The organism is Candidatus Pelagibacter sp. Uisw_121 (assembly GCF_047722545.1).
Classification (GTDB): Bacteria; Pseudomonadota; Alphaproteobacteria; order Pelagibacterales; family Pelagibacteraceae; genus Pelagibacter.
Genome location: NZ_CP159816.1, coordinates 512,964 through 528,460, shown reverse-complemented (window position 1 = coordinate 528,460; position 15,497 = coordinate 512,964). Strand labels below are relative to the sequence as shown.

Annotated in this window: 17 protein-coding genes; 7 read left to right on the top strand and 10 right to left on the bottom strand. The window is 27.1% G+C overall.

From position 1 onward, the window contains the following. Positions 1–37: 37 nt before the first annotated feature. Positions 38–340 carry a preprotein translocase subunit SecG gene (secG, locus tag ABXT52_RS02740; protein WP_415272357.1) on the bottom strand — a complete coding sequence of 101 codons (303 nt, stop codon included), beginning with the start codon at positions 338–340 and terminating at the stop codon, positions 38–40. Between the two features lie 5 nt (positions 341–345). Then, entirely contained in the window at positions 346–1,086 is a 741-nt protein-coding gene (locus ABXT52_RS02735) for a triose-phosphate isomerase (RefSeq protein ID WP_415272356.1), read from the bottom strand. A 56-nt stretch (positions 1,087–1,142) separates the two neighbouring features. Here ABXT52_RS02735 and ABXT52_RS02730 point away from each other — a divergent pair, with 56 nt between their 5' ends. The 7 genes from ABXT52_RS02730 (at position 1,143) to gltX (ending at position 8,555) form a co-directional block, all read left to right on the top strand. After that, the gene (locus ABXT52_RS02730; RefSeq protein ID WP_415272355.1) at positions 1,143–2,564 is read left to right on the top strand and encodes a SurA N-terminal domain-containing protein; all 1,422 of its coding nucleotides are present in this window, start codon (positions 1,143–1,145) and stop codon (positions 2,562–2,564) included. Beyond that, the gene (gene trpE, locus ABXT52_RS02725; protein ID WP_415272516.1) at positions 2,564–4,018 is read left to right on the top strand and encodes an anthranilate synthase component I; all 1,455 of its coding nucleotides are present in this window, start codon (positions 2,564–2,566) and stop codon (positions 4,016–4,018) included. The genes ABXT52_RS02730 and trpE overlap by 1 nt, the downstream gene beginning before the upstream one ends. Further along, positions 4,018–4,593 (top strand): anthranilate synthase component II, encoded by a 576-nt coding sequence (locus ABXT52_RS02720; RefSeq protein ID WP_415272354.1) that lies wholly within the window; start codon positions 4,018–4,020, stop codon positions 4,591–4,593. The genes trpE and ABXT52_RS02720 overlap by 1 nt, the downstream gene beginning before the upstream one ends. After that, positions 4,590–5,582 (top strand): anthranilate phosphoribosyltransferase, encoded by a 993-nt coding sequence (trpD, locus tag ABXT52_RS02715; RefSeq protein WP_415272353.1) that lies wholly within the window; start codon positions 4,590–4,592, stop codon positions 5,580–5,582. The genes ABXT52_RS02720 and trpD overlap by 4 nt, the downstream gene beginning before the upstream one ends. Next, complete coding sequence (locus tag ABXT52_RS02710) at positions 5,575–6,366, top strand: indole-3-glycerol phosphate synthase TrpC (RefSeq protein WP_415272352.1); 792 nt, start codon at positions 5,575–5,577, stop codon at positions 6,364–6,366. Before trpD ends, ABXT52_RS02710 begins: the two co-directional genes overlap by 8 nt. Positions 6,367–6,454: 88 nt before the next feature. Then, positions 6,455–7,132, top strand: a complete 678-nt coding sequence (lexA, locus tag ABXT52_RS02705) for a transcriptional repressor LexA (RefSeq protein WP_415272351.1) — start codon at positions 6,455–6,457, stop codon at positions 7,130–7,132. Positions 7,133–7,154: 22 nt separating this feature from the next. Further along, positions 7,155–8,555, top strand: coding sequence for a glutamate--tRNA ligase (gltX, locus tag ABXT52_RS02700; RefSeq protein WP_415272350.1), 1,401 nt, complete (start codon positions 7,155–7,157; stop codon positions 8,553–8,555). On the opposite strand, the gene lpxB is transcribed toward gltX, so the two are convergent. From lpxB to bamA, 8 genes are read right to left on the bottom strand one after another with little or no spacing between them, the layout of a single operon-like run. After that, positions 8,532–9,668, bottom strand: coding sequence for a lipid-A-disaccharide synthase (gene lpxB, locus ABXT52_RS02695; RefSeq protein WP_415272349.1), 1,137 nt, complete (start codon positions 9,666–9,668; stop codon positions 8,532–8,534). The two genes, gltX and lpxB, sit on opposite strands and share 24 nt — an antisense overlap. Next, positions 9,665–10,459, bottom strand: coding sequence for an LpxI family protein (locus ABXT52_RS02690; RefSeq protein ID WP_415272348.1), 795 nt, complete (start codon positions 10,457–10,459; stop codon positions 9,665–9,667). The genes lpxB and ABXT52_RS02690 overlap by 4 nt, the downstream gene beginning before the upstream one ends. A gap of 1 nt (position 10,460) precedes the next feature. Next, a complete protein-coding gene (gene lpxA, locus ABXT52_RS02685) occupies positions 10,461–11,240 on the bottom strand; it encodes an acyl-ACP--UDP-N-acetylglucosamine O-acyltransferase (RefSeq protein ID WP_415272347.1) in 780 nt (259 codons plus the stop codon). Continuing rightward, positions 11,237–12,217 (bottom strand): UDP-3-O-(3-hydroxymyristoyl)glucosamine N-acyltransferase, encoded by a 981-nt coding sequence (lpxD, locus tag ABXT52_RS02680; RefSeq protein ID WP_415272346.1) that lies wholly within the window; start codon positions 12,215–12,217, stop codon positions 11,237–11,239. The genes lpxA and lpxD overlap by 4 nt, the downstream gene beginning before the upstream one ends. A 55-nt stretch (positions 12,218–12,272) precedes the next feature. Then, positions 12,273–12,722, bottom strand: coding sequence for a 3-hydroxyacyl-ACP dehydratase FabZ (gene fabZ, locus ABXT52_RS02675; RefSeq protein WP_415272345.1), 450 nt, complete (start codon positions 12,720–12,722; stop codon positions 12,273–12,275). Between the two features lie 2 nt (positions 12,723–12,724). Continuing rightward, entirely contained in the window at positions 12,725–13,051 is a 327-nt protein-coding gene (locus ABXT52_RS02670) for an OmpH family outer membrane protein (RefSeq protein WP_415272344.1), read from the bottom strand. Continuing rightward, positions 13,005–13,247 carry a hypothetical protein gene (locus ABXT52_RS02665; protein ID WP_415272343.1) on the bottom strand — a complete coding sequence of 81 codons (243 nt, stop codon included), beginning with the start codon at positions 13,245–13,247 and terminating at the stop codon, positions 13,005–13,007. The genes ABXT52_RS02670 and ABXT52_RS02665 overlap by 47 nt, the downstream gene beginning before the upstream one ends. 2 nt (positions 13,248–13,249) lie before the next feature. Continuing rightward, entirely contained in the window at positions 13,250–15,490 is a 2,241-nt protein-coding gene (bamA, locus tag ABXT52_RS02660) for an outer membrane protein assembly factor BamA (protein ID WP_415272342.1), read from the bottom strand. Positions 15,491–15,497: the final 7 nt, after the last annotated feature.

Here is a 15,497-nt window from a genome sequence, read left to right as displayed (position 1 = left end):
ATTATCTTATAGCGATTAATTAATGAATTTAAAAGGATTAATTATTATTCTCAGGAATTGAAGGTGTATCACCAGACTTTTCCTCAATGATATCCAGCACAGAAGATGTAGGTGTTAATTCACCTCTAGAAATTATTGTTAAAGCTAAGCTACAAATTATGAATAAAGTTGCAACTACAGCAGTAGCCTTACTCATGAAATTACCAGCAGATCTTGAAAGCATAAAATTATCTTGGGAAACACCTATACCAAGTGCTCCACCTTCAGATTTTTGAACCAGTATCAAAAGCACAAGTATTGTTGCTAGTACTAAGTTGACTACTAATAGAATATTTTCCATGAGGGTTAAGTATATGTTTTTTTGACTATATCAATAAATTTTTTAGCATCTTGAGATGCTCCACCAATTAAAAAACCATCAATATTATTAATTTTTCTTAGGATTGTTATATTTTGAGGATTTACAGAACCCCCATATAAAACTTTTGGTAATTTATCCTTAAATTTACTTTTGATAAATTCTACTGTTTCAAAAAGATCTTGAGGGTTCGGTATAAGACCACTGCCTATAGCCCAAACGGGTTCATAAGCTAAAAAGATTTTTGATTTATCTCTAATATTCTTTAAACCAATTTGAATTTGTTTAGATAAAATTGAGCGCGTCTTTTTTTTTCTTTTTTCACCTAAAGTTTCACCAATACAAAAAATAACTTTTAATTTAGCTTCGAGAGCACTTTTTATTTTTAGATTAATTAGTTTGTCACTTTCACCCTGCTCTCTATTTTCTGAATGACCAATAATTACAAAATGAGCGCCAATATTTTTTAACATACGCGAATTAACATGGCCAGTATGGGCACCATAATCTTTACTTTCATGACAATTTTGTCCACCAATAGCAATTTGACAATTATTAAATTTTTTTGAAAAAGAACTTATTAAAGTATTTGGAGGACAGTAAATTAATCTACCTCCCTTTATTTCTTTTGATTTTGAAAATTTGATAACTTTATCCAATGTATTTAAGGAAGATAAATTCCCATACATTTTCCAATTAGCTACAAAATACATATATTTATTTGTCATAATGAAGAATTTAATCTATAGCTTGGTATTTTAAAGATCAATAAATTAATAATGCAATGATAAATCCATTAAGAAATTTTACAAAAAAAAAGATAGGTGGCTTAATACTAATTTTTGTTATTGTTATAGCTTTTGGCTTTGGTGGATTTGGTGGAGGATTTAACACTGGAAATCAAAATAATATAGCTAAAATAAATAATACTAATATCTCTACACAAGATTTCATGGATTACCTAAATCAATCAGGCTTAAGTCAGCAAGTAATAAAAGAGAATATTGACAAAAATGTAATTGAAGAACTTTTGTCCTCTTTGGTTTCATCCACTTTACTTAATCTTGAAATAAAAGATTTTAACTTAGTCATTTCAGATACAATAATTGCAGAAACTCTTAAGAAAAATAAAAACTTTTTAGATGAGAATGGTAACTTTCAAAGAACACTTTATGAAAAGTTCTTACTAACAAATAGTATGAGTGCAGCTATGTATGAAATGGAATTAAAGAATAACGCTCTACAAAGAGAATTATTTACCTATATAAGTGGTGGAGCAAAATCTCCTAAGTTTTTAACAGATAAGCATTTTATAGAAAAAAATAGAAAATTAGATATTGAATTTATTAAATTGAATAAATTTTATAAAAAAACTGATGAGTTTACTGATCAAGAAATTAAAATTTTTATTGATGAAAATTCAGAAAAACTTAAACAAGATTATATTGATTTTTCATATGTGATATTAACACCAAAAAACTTATTAGGTATTGATGATTTTAATCAAGCTTTTTTCGATGTTATTGATGAAATTGATAACAAAATATCTAAAAACGTTGATTTTAAGACAATTACAAATGAGTTGAATATCGATGTAATAACAAAAAATGATTATATAAATTTAGAAAATAAAGAAACAATTGAAAATAAAATCTACAATTCTAGAAAAGACGAGATTGAAATACTAGAAGACAAAGGAACATTTATCTTTTATCAAATAGATAGTGTTATTCAAAAATTACCAAATTTAAATGATGAAAGATTTGTAAAACAAATAACTAACCTTCTATTTCAAAAAGAAAAATTTGAATTTAATAAAGATATACTGAGTCAGTTAGACAAAAATGAATTTAACCAAGCTTCATTTGATAAACTTGGGAACGGTGAGTTTGAAAAAATCCAATTAAACTCAATTAAAGATATTAATAAATTTGAAAATAATTCTGTTAAAATTTTATATACACTGCCAATTAACACTTTTACTTTAATTGCTGACAGAGAAGATAACATATTTATAGCTAAGGTTATAAAATTTGAAGATACAAAAATTTCTCAAGATTCAAATTTGCTAAATGCAATCACTAACGAAGCAAGTGCAGAAAATAGAAACGTAATATTAAAATCATACGATTACCTTTTAAACAATAAATATGAGGTGATTGTTAATGAAAAAACTCTAGATAGAGTAAAAAATTACTTTAAATGATACTAAATCGAAACTTTAAGGATTTTAAGTTTCAACACTCAAGAAACAAAAATCAAATAATATATACTTCTCAAAAAATAAAAGATGATCAAGAAGTTTTAAACCTAATTGACAATTTTCTAGTAGAAAAAAATAGTTTTATTTTTGAGTCAGTGGAAAAAGGTAAGATAAGAGGAAGATACACTATCTTTGGCAAAAATCCAGATAAGATATGGGAATTTAATAATAGAAACTCTTATCTAACTACCAATAATGTCAAAAAAAAAATTAAAGGTGAGCCAGAAAAAATTATAGAAAAGATAATAGAAGAATTTAAGTTTAAAACACCCGTAGGTCTCCCACCTATTTGTTCTTTATTATCAGGGTATTTCTCTTATGACTCAATAAGATATATAGAAAAAATTCCAAACAAATGTATGGATGATTTAAATCTACCTGACGTTAGACTTTTAAGACCAAGGACATTAATTATTCACGATAACCTTAAAAAAAAGATTTTCTATATTATAAATATTTACAATGATGAGAAAATTTCAGATTACAAAAGAAAATATTTTGAAATTGACAATGAAATTAACAACCTATTAATACAGGCTTCTCGTATAAAAGGTAATTCTAATAGTAATACAAAAACTAATATCAAAGTTAAATCCAACACATCAAAAAACAAGTTTTTAAGAATGGTTAATAGAGCAAAAAAATACATTAAAATTGGAGATATTTTTCAAGTAGTTTTAAGTCAAAGATTTGAAGCTAATTTATCCAAAACACCCTTAGAAATTTACAAAAAACTTAGAATTACTAACCCTTCTCCATTTATGTATTTTTTTAATTTTGAAGATTTTCAAATAATAGGAGCTAGTCCTGAAATTTTAGTTAGATTAAGAGATAACAAAATTACTGTTAGGCCAATTGCTGGAACTAGACCTAGAGGTAAAAATTTAAAAGAAGATAATTTTTTTGCTAAAGATTTACTTAAAGATAAAAAAGAACTTTCTGAACATTTAATGCTACTTGATTTAGGAAGAAATGATGCTGGTAAAGTCTCTAAAATAGGAACAGTTGAAGTGACAGAAAGTTTTATCATTGAGAAGTACTCTCATGTAATGCATATAGTTTCTAATGTAATAGGAGTTTATAATAAAAAATTTTCAAAATTTAAATCGTTACTTGCTGGATTTCCTGCTGGAACTGTTTCTGGTGCACCTAAAATTAGAGCTATGGAAATAATTGATGAACTAGAAAAAACTAAAAGAAAAGTTTATGCTGGAGGAATAGGTTATTTTTCTGCAAATGGTGAATTTGATACCTGTATCGCTTTAAGAACTGCTGTTGCAAAAAATAAAAAGTTCTATGTTCAAGCTGGTGCAGGAATAGTAGCTGATAGTAATCCAATTAAAGAATACGAAGAAACTGTAAATAAAGCAAAAGCATTAATGAATGCCTTAAGATAATGAAAATTATATTAATAGATAATTATGATAGTTTTACATTTAACTTATATCACTATGTGTCATCACTAGGTGTTACAGTTGATGTAATTAGAAATGATGAAATTAGTCATCAACAAATAATAAAGAACAAATATGATAAAATTATTATATCACCAGGACCCGGTAATCCAAATCAATCAGGGAATTGTATCAAAATAGTAAAAGCGCTATATAAAAAAATACCAACTCTTGGCGTGTGTTTAGGTCATCAAATTATTGGTCAAGTTTTTGGTTCAAATATTATTCAAGCAAATAAGTTAATGCATGGAAAGACCAGCACCATAAAATCAAAAAAAATAGGTATACTTAAAAATCTTCCTGCAAAATTTGAAGCTACAAGATATCATAGCCTTATAATTGATAAAAAAACGTTATCTGATCAGCTTGAAATTACTGCAGAAACAAAAGATGGAACTATCATGGGTATAATGCATAAAAAATATAATATCCACGGTGTTCAGTTTCATCCTGAAAGTATAAAGACTATAATTGGAATTAAAATATTAAAAAATTTTATTAACTACAAAAATAAATGAAAATTTTCTTAGATAAATTAAAAAATAAACAAGACTTATCGTTCAATGAAAGCAAAAATGCTTTTGAAATACTAATGGATGGTAAAGCATCAGATGATGAGATATTTGATTTTTTAACTCTACTTTCATCTAAAGGTGAGATCTCAGATGAAATTGCTGGAGGGGTTTATGTTTTAAGAAATAAATCTAAAAGAGTTAACGTTAAAGATTGTATTGATACATGTGGAACGGGTGGAGACGGTATGAACACACTTAATATCTCTACAGCTTCCGCTTTACTTCTGTCTAGTATGGGTATTAAGGTTGCAAAACATGGTAATAAAGCTGTTTCCTCTAAATGTGGTTCAGGAGATGTTTTAGAAGCTTTGAACATAAAAATAGATTTAGAGCCAAAGGATATTGAAGAGCAAATTAAAAAACATCACTTTGGTTTTATGTTTGCACCTAACTATCACAGTGCAATGAGATTTGTTGGTCCAACAAGAAAAAAAATAGGTAAAAGAACAATTTTTAATATGATTGGTCCCTTAAGTAGCCCTGCCCTAGTTGACAGACAAGTAGTTGGTGTTTTTGATAAAAAGCTATTAAAAATTTTTGCTAATGCCTTAAGTAATTTAAATATTAAATTTGCCTGGATTGTAAATAGTGAAGATGGATTAGATGAAATATCACCATATTCAAAAACTAATGTTGTTCAATTAAAAAATGGTGAAATTTCTGAAATTTTAATTGATCCTATAAAACTAAATGTAGATGCAAATAAATTTGAAGATTTACTTGGCGACGATGCGAAATTTAATGCGAATAAAATGCTGGATATATTTAAAGGCGAGGATAACGATTTTTCAAAAGCTGTTTGTTTAAATGCTGCAGCAGGCCTTATTGTTTCAGAAAAGCATACAATCTTTATTGATGCTTATAATGAAGCTAGAACACATATTTTATCAGGAAAAACATACAGTGACTTAAAGGAAATTCAGAATGTCTAGAGACGTACTAGAAGAAATTATTAAAAAAAAAATTGAAAAAATTGATTTATTAAAAGAATCAATTTCAATAAATGCTTTAAATGAACAAATAGATCAAAATAAAACATTTATTAACTTTAAAGATAAAATTCAAAATAACATTGATAATAATAGAATCTCTTTAATTGCAGAAATAAAAAAAGCAAGCCCGTCTGCTGGTATTATAATTGACGATTATAACCCTATAGAAATAGCAAAAATCTATGATAACAATAAAGCAACATGTTTATCAATTCTAACTGAAGAAGATTTCTTTTTGGGCAACCTAAGTGATATTAGTAAAGTAAAAGAAAAAATAAACTTACCTGTTCTTTGTAAAGATTTTTTTATTGATAAGTTTCAAGTACCTCTTGCAAAAAGTTATGGTGCGGACGCAATATTAATTATATTGGCTGGTGTTTCTGATGACCTTGCTAATGAATTATATGAAGAAGCTATGAGACTTAATATGTCAATAATTGTTGAGGTGCATACAATTGAGGAAGCCGAGAAAGCTCTTAACTTTAAAGAAGCATTAATTGGGATAAATAATAGAAATCTTAAAACTTTAAAAACAGACCTTAATACAACTTATGATATCTATAGTGTTTTAAGTAATCACACCTCTCCTTTAATTTCTGAAAGTGGTATTAAAACAAAGGAAGAACTTCTTTCTTTAGAGAACAAAACAGAAATAAAAACTTTTTTAATTGGTGAATCACTTTTAAAAAATTTGAATAAAAATTCAATTTTTTCGGTTCTCTAGTCGAATAAACCTCTATTTTAAACAGTTTTTAGCTATTGCTGAATTAGAAGAACACTTGTAGAACAGTTTTTGTACTTTATTTGTTCTTATGCTAACTAAAAAACAAAAAAATCTGCTTTTATTCATCAACAAAAAGTTGAGAGCCTCAGGCGTATCTCCTTCATACGAGGAAATGAAAGATTCTTTAAATTTAAAATCTAAATCAGGAATTCACAGATTAATTAGTGCATTAGAGGAAAGAGGCTTTATTAGAAGGTTGGCCCATAAAGCAAGAGCTTTAGAGGTTATAAAGCTTCCTGAAACAGCTTCTGCCAATGATATTTACAATAGCTTTTCACCTAGCGTTATCAAGGGTGGTCTAGATACAGAAGATGTTAAAATTAATGAGATGGAAATACCTGTGTTAGGTAGTATAGCTGCAGGAACACCAGTAGAAGCTATACAAAATGAAGTTTCTAGAATACCTCTTCCAAACAATCTTGAAAAAAATGGTCAATATTTTGGTCTTAAAGTTCAAGGTGACTCAATGATTGAAGCTGGAATTAATGAAGGTGATACAGTTATCATAAAAAGATCAGATACAGCTGATAATGGTAAAATTGTTGTAGCTTTAATAGATGAACATGAAGCTATGTTGAAAAGAATTAGAAGAAAAGGCAAAACAGTTGCACTTGAAAGTGCTAATAGAAACTATGAAACTAAGATATTTGGTCCAGATCGAGTTAAAGTTCAGGGAGTTTTAGTATCTTTATATAGAAACTTCTAAAAAAATAGTCTAAACATTCTCAATGTCAAAAGTAGCAACAAGATTTGCTCCCTCTCCAACTGGGGCCCTACATATTGGAGGTGTAAGAACGGCTTTGTTTAATTGGTTATATTCAAAAAATAAAAATGGCACTTTTCACCTAAGAATTGAAGATACTGATAAAGAAAGATCTAAAGATGAGCACAAGTTTCAAATTATTAAATCATTGAAATGGATAGGTATAGAGCATGATGGTGAAGAATATATCCAATCAACAAAAATTGACGATCATATAAAGGTTGCAAATGAATTACTTAAAAATGGAAATGCTTATAAATGCTATTGCTCAAGTGATGAAATTGAAGAACAAAAAAAAAGAGCAAGACAAAAAAAACTTCCTTATATTTATAATAGAAAATGGAGAGACCGTGCAGAAACTGATGCTCCCAAGGATATAAAGCCTGTAATTAGATTTAAGAGTAAAATTGAAGGAACATCTATATTAAAAGATTTAGTTCAAGGTGATGTTGAAATTGATAATAACACGATTGAAGATTTCATAATTTTAAGAAATGATGGAACTCCTACATATAACCTTTCAGCAACTGTTGATGACCATCAGATGAATATGAGTCACATTATTAGAGGAGATGATCATAAGATTAATACTTTCAAACAAATGCAAATATATATAGCTATGAAATGGGCGTTACCACAGTTCGCACATATTCCTCTCATTCATACTGTAGAGGGTAAAAAACTATCAAAAAGAGATAACGCCTCGACATTAGATGATTATTCTAAAATTGGAATAATGCCTGATGCACTAAGGAATTATCTTTTAAGACTTGGATGGTCTTTTAAAGATAAAGAAATATTCACTTTAAATGAAAGTATAAAATACTTTAATATAGAAGGAATTGGTAAATCTCCTTCTAAATTAGATATGAGTAGAATTTTATCGATGAATGAACACTACATAAAAAATATGGGTGAAAAAGAATTGTTTGATCAATTCATCGAGTACTGCAAATTGTTTAAAACTGAAATTAAGTCTAATAAAATAGATAAGATTAAAAAATCATTAACTTTTTTAAAAAATAAAGCTAAAACTTTAGAGGATATATATACAAACGGAAAATATATAATTTTCGATGATGTGTCATTTCTTCAAGACGATATGAAATTAATTGACGATAAGGCAAAAAAAGTTATTTCAAATTTTAGTAATGAATTAGAAAAGGTGGATAAACTAAGCAAAGAAACTCTAGAACCTATTATTAATAAGCTTATTAAAATAAATGATACAAACTTTAAAGGAGTTGGACAGCCACTTAGGATAGCTTTAACAGGTTCTAAGTTTGGACCAGGTATTTATGATATAATTATATCTTTAGATAAAGAAGAAGTAATAAAGAGATTAACTGACAAGAAACTTAGTTAATACCAACGAAGCTTCATCAGAGGATGAAGTTTTTGATCTAATTTTATATAAAGTTTTTTCACAATCATGAACTTGTTGTTTCATCATTTCAGGGTTTTTTAAAAAATAAAGAACTGAATTATAAATCTCTTTAGCATTACATTCTTTTTGAATTAATTCAGGAATAATTTCTTTATTATTAATTATATTAATTATATTTGCATACTTAATTTTTACTAATAATTTAACTATTAGATAATTCAAAAAATTCATTTTATAAATTATTAAAGATGGCACCTTAGCATTACAAATTTCAAGTGAAACAGTTCCAGATTTTGAAACAGCAAAAATAGATTTACCTAATATTTGTTTCTTAATATTTTCATCAGAAATAACTTCAACATTTTGTATATTGGAAATTTTAATTTTTTGATTAATCTTAGTTTTGTTTTCTTCTGTAGCATGAAAAATAAACAGATAATCATCAAAATTTGCATTCATTAAGTTAATAAAACTGATTAAAATTGGCAGTAGTAAATATATTTCAGAGGATCTGCTACCAGGAAATAGTGAAATAATCTTTTTATCAGTAGATATAATATTTGATAAATCTATTTTATTTTTCATTTCATTTTCTAGTAAAGGATGACCAACAAAAGTATTAGGAATATTTTCCTTATCAAAATATTTTTTTTCAAAATCGAATAAAAGCAGAACATGATCTAAAAAATTTTTAAATTTCTTAACTCTACCCTCTCTCCATACCCATACTTGTGGAGCAACATAATGAATGGTTTTAATTTTTTTATTAATTTTTTTAACTTTTTCTGCAACTCTCAAAGTAAAGTCAGGACTATCAACACTAAATAAGATATCAGGATTAAATTTTAATATTTCATCGACTGTTTTATTTATCTTACTTTTAATTTTGAAAATATTTAACAAAACACTAGTAAAACCAATGTAGGTTATATCTTTAAGGTCAAAAATTGATTTAACACCTAATGAGTTTAAATGAGTACCTCCAACACATAAATATTCAATACTAGAATCTTTATTCATAAGTTTGGAAATCACTTTAGAAGCTAATTTATCTCCTGAGGGTTCACCGGTTACAATAAATATTTTTTTCATTTGGCAGTAATAAACATCTTATTTTTATTAGCAAAGTTAATACATTTGTTTTTATCTAAAAAAACATTTTGTTTGCCTTTTATAACTACACCTTTTAATCCTGCGGTTTTACATTGTTTTAAAGTTTTGAAACCAATGGTTGGTAAGTCAACTCTGAGATCTTGTTTTTTTTTGGGAAATTTGACTAAAACTCCATGATTTCTAAATTTTTTACTTTTACTATTTCTGAGCATTTTTTCAGTTCCATCCCTTCCCTCAATTGACACAACTTTTTTATTTCTAACAACAACACCTTGACTAAAATTATACTGTCCTAAATTATTTAGCGTTTTAATCGCCTTTCCCACATCTAATAAGTCTTGATTGTTTGGTTTAACTTTAGAGTAATTTCCTTTTTTAAGGGTTAATTCAGGGTTAAATTTCAATGAGCTTTCTGTTTTGATTTGGTTTTGACTTAAAATTCTTATAATTTCTTTTAAAACAGCAGCATCTCCTAATTTTGAGGCTTTGATTATTTTTGGTATGTAAAAAATACCTTTAAAATCTAATTTTAAACTAGAAAAATTAGGCTTATGAACCTTGCCAGCAAACAGTACTTTTTTACAACTATTTTCTTTCAAAATATTAATTATTTTACCAAATTGACCAATTGAAACAGAATAAGATTTTTTATCTTTTTTAAACTTTTTTGATTTTGATAAATCTATTATCAAATAATTAATATTTTTTTTCTTAACTTTTTTAAGAATTTTTTTTGGAAAATCAGTATCACCGAAAATTAATCCTATCATCTTATGAAAATGGTGTGCAAATAGATCTTTTTTTATCTTTTGTAATGAACTCAATCACTTCTTTTACCAAAACGCTATTTCTAAAAGAGCCATTTAATTTGCTAATATTTTCTGTTAAACTTTTGGTGGCAAATATCTCTTTATAAGCTTTGTTCAAACCTAAGATTTCTTCATTTTCAAATTTAGCTCTTCTTAAACCTATCAAATTTAATCCCTGTAAAATATTTCTGTTACCAGTTGATAGTCCATATGGTATTACATCGTGAAGAACCCCTGTCATACCTCCTATCATTGCCATTTTACCAATCCTTGTAAATTGTTGTACAGCTGAGTTTCCTCCTATAATAACATTTTTTCCAATTTGAGCATGACCTGCGATGGCAACATTATTTGCAATAACTGCATTGTCTTCCACTAAGCAGTCGTGTGCAACATGACTAGATATCATTAACAGGCAATTATTACCAATTATCGTTTCACTACCACCACCTACTGTCCCAGGATTTATAGTTACATACTCCCTAATAGTATTTTTATTCCCAATAATTAATTTAGTTTCTTCACCATTGTACTTTAAATCTTGAGGGTCATTACCAATAGATGCAAATGAATAAATTTTATTATTTTTACCAATTTTAGTATTTCCTGAGATAACAACATGTGAGTGAATAATTGTATTTTCATCAATTTCTACATCAGGTCCTACTACAGAGTAAGCACCTATTGCTACATTTGAAGAAATCTTGGCCTTTGAATCTATTATTGCAGTTTTGTGTATCATTTGTTATTTTTAATAAACTTTTTTAAATCTTTAGCCGGGTAACCCATCACTTTAGAATCGCTTGGAATATTTTTTATAACACCAGAACCACCACCAATTTGTACGTTATTACCAATTTTTAAGTGACCTGATATGCCCGCTTGCCCACCAATCATTACATTGTTTCCCAATGTAGAGCTTCCAGCAAAACCAACTTGACCAGCTATAATGCAATTTTTACCTATCTTATTGTTGTGAGCTATATGAACCTGATTGTCTAAGAAAGTATTTTTTCCAATAATAGTGTTAGATAAAGATCCTCTGTCAATTGTGGAGCCACATCCTATTTCACAATTATCTTCAATTATTACAATTCCTATATGAGGGTATCGAATATTGAGAGTATTATTAGGGAAAAAACCAAAACCTTTTTTTCCAATTACACATCCATCCAAAATAGAGACATTATTTTTAATTATAGAATTTCTTATAATAACATTTGATCCTATTGAACAATTGTCACCAATAGTAACATTGCTTTCAATTATAGTATTGTGACCTATTAAACAGTTAATTCCAATTTTAATATTTTTTCCAACTAATATATTTTGACCATGTTTTACTGTATTATGGAAAGATGTTTTTTCAATGTTTTCAGTTTGAGGATCAAAATCGTCGGTAATAGCGTCTGGGTAAAAGATTTTAGTAATCATTGCAGTTGAGATTAAAACATTATCAACTTCAATAGGTTTGCAGCTTTTTGGTAAAATGTTTGACAATTGTTTTGTTGTTATACAATAAGTTGCTTTAGTGGTTGAAGCTGCATTTTCATAATTTTTTGAATGAAAAAAGGTAATATCATTATTTGATGCGAGAATAAGATCCTTAACATCAAAAATTTTTGTGTCTGTATAATCAAACTTATTTGTAATATTTGCAGAGTTTAAAATTTCATTAATTTTTATAGGACCTCTATTTTTAAAAAATGGATTAATCATTGATAAAGTTTTTTATCAAAATTTTAAAGATTTACTTATCAAGAATTATTACTGATTATTTTCTATCAACAATAGTTGCCGACCATATGGCATCAGCCATTTTTTTACCTTCAACAAAGGCTTCACCTTTATATTTCCATACTCTTCCATGTGATCTGATTGCCTCTATATGTAATTCAAGTTTACAATCAGGAATAACAGGGTTTCTAAATCTTGCTTTTTCAACACCCATTAAAAAAACAAGTTTATTTTCATAAGTTTCTTTATCAATCCCATGCGCAGTAAGAGCTGCCGCTGCTTGACCAAAAGCCTCAACAATCAAAACTCCAGGCATAACTGGATTGTCAGGAAAATGTCCTTGTACAAAAAAACTACTTTTTTTAACATTTACAATTGCTGTTGCAGAAAATAATTTTTTAATATCGATTAACTCTTCTATAAGAAGCATGGGTTCTCTATGAGGTAATAATTCAATTATTTCTTTTTTATTTAAAGAATTCGTCATAATTATTGTAATTTTATATTCTTAATTTTTTGATTTACTGTACCTAAAATCTCGCTTGTTATATCTAAATCCTCTCTTCCTATAACTATGTGCTTTTTCTGAAGAATAATATGAACTGAATTTTTTGATGCATAATTAGATAGAATAGAGTTTAAAGAACTTAAGATCTTTTCTGTGGCATTTTTATTTTTTTGGATCAGGTCATTCTTATTTTTTTTTACATCATTATTAAATTTGACAACTTTTTCTTGCAAGACTTTAATTTTTTTTTCTAATTCTTCCTTAGAAAGAATGTTTTTTTGTTGAGAAATCTTTTTTTTCTTCTTCAACTAGTTCCTTTTCAATTTTTTTAAATTTAGAAACATTTTTTTTGTTAATAGCATCTAATTGTTTTTTTATATCTATTCCAGCTTTTGACTCATTCAAGATTTTATCTGTGTCTATGTAAACAATCTTTAAATCAATTGCTTTGATAGGGTTAATAATAAAAAAAATTAACGATATTACAATAATTAAAAGTTTCATAGTTAAAAAGACGTTCCAATATTAAATTGAAAATTTTCGACTTTGTCTGTGCTAGCCTTTGATAGATTTTGAGTTAAAGCAAAATTCATAGGTCCTATAGGTGTAAACCAGTTAATAGTTAAACCTGTTGAGGATCTAATAGTATTTGAATCGTCTATTGTATCAGAGTAATCAACTCCCCAGACATTGCCAGCATCTATGAAGTATTGTAAATCAATATTTTCAAGACTTTGAAAAAGCATAGGTAATGTTGTGCTAATATTTAAAGCTACAGCATAATTTCCACCTATATAATCTTTTCCGTCTACAGGGCCCAGTTTACCACTTTCAAAACCTCTTAATCTATTGTTGGGCAAACCTAATCTACTTGAAATTCTAACATCTTCATCTTTTATTGATTGAACTGTTTTTCCATAAAAATTTATATCTGCTATCATTTTATTATCAAATTGATGCCATTTAGTAATTTCATAGCTGTTTGATAAAGCATAATCATCAGAAATTAATGGTATGGATTGATTAAAGACACTTCTTAGGCCCTCTGTAGTTTGATATTTTTTATCACGTAAATCGTAATCAAAAGTGTAGCTGAATTTGTTTTCAAAATATGAACCATCTTGTTTTTTAAGGGAAGCACTAGCAGTTGAGTTTGTATCAATACTTTCATGAAAGGTTGACAGAGTTGGACTAAAGAAAAGGTTTTCATTTTTTTCAAAGCGTGTACCAAGTAAAAAACCAGTTTTTGAAGACTCATAACCACTATCAGTTAATTTATCTGTTGAAGTGCTTTCTAAATTTGTAATTAAAGATCTTCCACTATAGTTAAAATCAGGATTATTGACTGTGAAATTTCCCTTAATGGTTTCTGGACTAACTCTTAGACTAGTCGATAATCTTACACCTTTTCCTAGAAAATTATTTTCGCTAACTGAAAAACCGACAGTACCACCATCTGTACCAAATCCAGCACCAAGACTGATTTCTCCAGTAGGCTTTTCCTCGATATCAATATTAATAATTTTTGTAGCTGGACTTAAACCGTCAACAATTTCTGATTTAACTGTTTTAAAAATATTTAAAGATTTTAAATTATTTAAACTTTTAGTGTGAAGAAGTTCGTTAAATGGGTCTCCTTCATCAATCTCTAAATTAGATCTTATAACATTTTCTTCAGTTATATTGTTTCCAAGAATATTGATGCGCTCAATATAGAGTTTCTCGGAATCGCTCACTTTAAAATTAATATTAATTTTATTAGTATTCAATTTTTCTTCAATAATAGTGGCATTAATAAAATCATACTCTCTAGATAGTGACACTTTATCTATTTCTTTGACAATTTTAGAAATTTTACTGAATGAATACTCATTACCTTCTAATTCATTAAGTAATTTTTTAATTTTAATAAAATTTAAAGGGTCATAATCAACTGGTATATCCAGGCTAGCTTTATTCACTTTAAATAAATTACCAGCATTAATATTGTATGTTAATTTGAAACTTTTATTTTCCAGAATTGTAGCTGTTGAAGTATTTATATTTACATCATAATATCCATTATTTAAATAGAACTGCCTTAGTAATCTTTCATCTAGTAATATATTTTGTTGATTTAAATATTTTTTTCCAGATATAAATTTCCAAAATTTATTTTCTTCAGACGTAATTAAATTTAATAAAGTTTTGTTTTTAAAAATTTTATCACCAGTAAATTCAATAATTGAAATTTTAGATTTTTCACCTAAATCAATATTAAAAATAATATCAACTGTATTATTATCATTTACTTTAATGTTGCTTAATACATTGGAAAAATAATAACCTTGTAAAGTTAAAGCACTTTTAATATTAGCTAAATCGTTAGAAATCTCAAAATCTATAAATGGTGATTTTTCCTTAAAAGTTAAGCCCTCCATTATGGCCTCCTGTATTCTTGAGGATTTAATTCCTTCAATAATTATTGTCTGTACTAACTTATTTTCTATTAGATCAATTATTAAAGTTTCATTTTCAATTTTTAAAGAAATATCTTTAAAAAATTTTGTATTATATAAATTTTTTAAAATATTATTTAAATCATCTTCAGAATAACTCTTTCCTAATTCAATATTACCATAAGTTTTTATAGTACCTAAAGATATTCTGTCATTGTTATTAATAACAATATCATTAATTATCTCAGCATTAAGTTGGCTAAAAAAATTAGAGACAATTATCATTAATATAAAAATAAATTTTTTCATAAAGTCG

What these genes read in the sequence shown, in the direction of transcription:
- secG (WP_415272357.1), bottom strand. Translation starts at nt 340, where the DNA reads ATGGAAAATATTCTATTAGTAGTCAACTTAGTACTAGCAACAATACTT.
- ABXT52_RS02735 (WP_415272356.1), bottom strand. Translation starts at nt 1,086, where the DNA reads ATGACAAATAAATATATGTATTTTGTAGCTAATTGGAAAATGTATGGG.
- ABXT52_RS02730 (WP_415272355.1), top strand. Translation starts at nt 1,143, where the DNA reads ATGATAAATCCATTAAGAAATTTTACAAAAAAAAAGATAGGTGGCTTA.
- ABXT52_RS02720 (WP_415272354.1), top strand. Translation starts at nt 4,018, where the DNA reads ATGAAAATTATATTAATAGATAATTATGATAGTTTTACATTTAACTTA.
- trpD (WP_415272353.1), top strand. Translation starts at nt 4,590, where the DNA reads ATGAAAATTTTCTTAGATAAATTAAAAAATAAACAAGACTTATCGTTC.
- ABXT52_RS02710 (WP_415272352.1), top strand. Translation starts at nt 5,575, where the DNA reads ATGTCTAGAGACGTACTAGAAGAAATTATTAAAAAAAAAATTGAAAAA.
- lexA (WP_415272351.1), top strand. Translation starts at nt 6,455, where the DNA reads ATGCTAACTAAAAAACAAAAAAATCTGCTTTTATTCATCAACAAAAAG.
- gltX (WP_415272350.1), top strand. Translation starts at nt 7,155, where the DNA reads ATGTCAAAAGTAGCAACAAGATTTGCTCCCTCTCCAACTGGGGCCCTA.
- lpxB (WP_415272349.1), bottom strand. Translation starts at nt 9,668, where the DNA reads ATGAAAAAAATATTTATTGTAACCGGTGAACCCTCAGGAGATAAATTA.
- ABXT52_RS02690 (WP_415272348.1), bottom strand. Translation starts at nt 10,459, where the DNA reads ATGATAGGATTAATTTTCGGTGATACTGATTTTCCAAAAAAAATTCTT.
- lpxA (WP_415272347.1), bottom strand. Translation starts at nt 11,240, where the DNA reads ATGATACACAAAACTGCAATAATAGATTCAAAGGCCAAGATTTCTTCA.
- lpxD (WP_415272346.1), bottom strand. Translation starts at nt 12,217, where the DNA reads ATGATTAATCCATTTTTTAAAAATAGAGGTCCTATAAAAATTAATGAA.
- fabZ (WP_415272345.1), bottom strand. Translation starts at nt 12,722, where the DNA reads ATGACGAATTCTTTAAATAAAAAAGAAATAATTGAATTATTACCTCAT.
- ABXT52_RS02665 (WP_415272343.1), bottom strand. Translation starts at nt 13,247, where the DNA reads ATGAAACTTTTAATTATTGTAATATCGTTAATTTTTTTTATTATTAAC.
- bamA (WP_415272342.1), bottom strand. Translation starts at nt 15,490, where the DNA reads ATGAAAAAATTTATTTTTATATTAATGATAATTGTCTCTAATTTTTTT.